We start from the raw sequence: 2323 nt of genomic DNA on the forward strand, positions 1-2323 counted from the left end.
TGGCCAAGCGGCGTGGTTGCGCAGAGCGCGTACTATCTCACCGCCGCGACCAGCCTCTCGCAGTCCGCGAGCGTTGCGATCTGCTTCAGCGTCTCGCGCAGGGCCGGCAGGTCGACGGGCTTCTGAAACTGCGGATAGACGACGAGGCCGAGCACGGTGGCGAGCCGGACGTGCTCCTCGCGGGTGCCGTCCTCGGCGCCGCTGATGAAGATCACCGGCGTGCGCGACTTCAATTCGTTGAGCAGCAGCAGGATGTCGGCGCCGCAGCGATCGCCGAGCGAGAGATCCAGGGTGATGCAGTCGAAGATCCGCTCGCGCAGCACCTCGGCGGCCGCCTCGACCGACGTCACGCAGGTCGCCTCATAACCGCATTGAGCGGCGATCTTGCGCAAAATCGAGAGATGCACCTCGGCATCCTCGATCACCAGCAACTGATTGCTCATTGGTCCTGCCCCGTTGCATGTTTCCCAGAGCGAAAGTCTGGCTGTTGCTAGCGGCAGCGAATGGCCGTGAAGTAAAGATTTCGGTCCGTAGATCTACGGAAATTCGGTCGAGCGCGATCGAACGGCCTGACGCCGTGATCTTTCAGTGTTCTGCGAGCAACACCACGACCTTTTCGGCGCGGCGTGATGTGGCGCAATTGTCGCGTTGACCACAACCCGCGATGGTGGCGTCGATCGATCGAATCGACGTGGCGCGCTGGGGCAAGAGCTGGGCAAGACATGGCGACATCTGTAACGGCAGGAATGGCGGCGGCGCTGATCGGCGTCGTGCTGACGGGATCTGCCTTCGCAGCCGACTTGCCGATCAAGGCGCCGCCGGTCGCGGCTGCGCCGTCATGGTCCGGCGTCTATGCCGGCCTGTCGGTCGGCGTCCGCTGGGCCGACACTGATTGGCGGACCAGCGACATCTCCCCGAACTTCGGGGCCGGCGCATTCGTGCCGACGGCCGGCACCGGCGGGTCCATGGACAGCGTAGCGGCCAGGATCGGCGGCTATCTCGGCGTCAACTGGCAGTTCGCCCCGTCATGGGTCGCAGGCCTCGAAGGCGACTTCGGCTGGGCCGACAACAACAAGGCGGCGACTCCGCTGCCGGGAACGACCGGGCTGTTCTTCGGCGCGCCGCTCATCGGCCTCCCCGCCGGCTCCGTGAAGGATACGTGGGACGGCAGCCTGCGCGCCCGGCTCGGCTATCTGGTTGCGCCTGATACGCTGCTCTATGGCAGCGGCGGCGTCGCGTGGCAGCGCGTCGAGCTGAACGCGAGTTGCGCCGTCATCCCTGGCAACGCATTCTGCTTCGGCAATCCGCACAACGAGACCTTCGCCCCCACCCGGGTCGGCTGGACCGTCGGCGGCGGTGTCGAACACATGATCGGCGGCCACTGGCTGGTGCGCGCGGACTATCGCTATGCCGATTTCGGCACCTGGACCCAGCCGTTCTTCGCCGCCGGCGGCGTCGGTGTCGGCTTCGATGACCGCTTCACCGCGCATGTCACCACGCGAACGCATACAGCAACGGTCGGACTCGCCTACAAATTCTGAGGCGCAAAGCAGAAGCGTCGGGTGGGCAAAGCGGGCGCGATCAGATCGCCATCGAGGTCACGCGGCGGGGCGCGGATATGCGGCCCACGGGCGAACTGACGTCGAGCGCGACGTGTCGCCGCGCGGCGGACACCCGCGACCGGGCGTCACGAGCATTTTCTTAACCGGCGCCTGCCATGCTGACGGTCGACCGAGCAGGGCCTTGAAGGACCGCTCGCGCATGGATGCATCAGGCAGCCCGCCGTTTCGACCCGGCGGGCTTTTCCGTGGGAATGCTCGCCAATGTCACTCTCCTCCGCCAAGAACTACGCGCTACGTGCCGAGCGGTCGCAGGATCCCAAGGAAGCCGCCGACCTCCTGGCAAAGGCGATCCTGGAGCTCGCAGCCTCGATCGAGGCCACCGATGCCAAGGTGAAAAAGATCAACAAGTCGGGCTGATCATCTCCGCCGCGTCGAAACCGTAGCAACATCTGCCAGCTATGAGGCTGCGGCTTCGTAGCTCATCTCTGTTCGATCCATCGCCGTCGGCCCGGCGCTGAGCCGTGACAACCGAAAGCTACCGGCGACCGCGCGGCCCGTCGGGCAAATCGTCTCCAACAAAATGCCGTTGAGCATGCGAACAGCGTCGTGCTGACCTGTCGAAGACCGGTTGGCTGTCATTCAGCGTGTGCGCCGAAGATCTCATTTCACGAGCACGCTCAACGGCATCGCTGCTGTCCAGTCGTGGGCGCAAAAATATTTCCCTTCCATTTTTCCGAACAAGCCCTATCGTCCCGTCATCC

General features: G+C 64.8%; 3 protein-coding genes. 2 read left to right on the top strand and 1 reads right to left on the bottom strand.

Going from position 1 to position 2323, the window contains the following annotated elements; genetic code table 11:
• Positions 1-32: 32 nt before the first annotated feature.
• Positions 33-443: a response regulator gene (locus BRAO375_RS01225; RefSeq protein ID WP_009025622.1), complete on the bottom strand. Its 411-nt coding sequence runs from the start codon at positions 441-443 to the stop codon at positions 33-35.
• Positions 444-722: 279 nt separating this feature from the next.
• On the opposite strand from BRAO375_RS01225, the gene BRAO375_RS01230 reads away from it, so the two are divergent.
• Both BRAO375_RS01230 and BRAO375_RS37840 read left to right on the top strand, forming a co-directional pair.
• On the top strand, positions 723-1541 hold the full coding sequence (locus BRAO375_RS01230; protein ID WP_244423093.1) for an outer membrane protein: 819 nt from the start codon (positions 723-725) through the stop codon (positions 1539-1541).
• A gap of 282 nt (positions 1542-1823) precedes the next feature.
• Complete coding sequence (locus BRAO375_RS37840; protein WP_006610278.1) at positions 1824-1979, top strand: hypothetical protein; 156 nt, start codon at positions 1824-1826, stop codon at positions 1977-1979.
• The last annotated feature ends 344 nt before the right edge of the window (positions 1980-2323 follow it).

Source organism: Bradyrhizobium sp. ORS 375 (genome assembly GCF_000239775.1).
GTDB lineage: Bacteria > Pseudomonadota > Alphaproteobacteria > Rhizobiales > Xanthobacteraceae > Bradyrhizobium.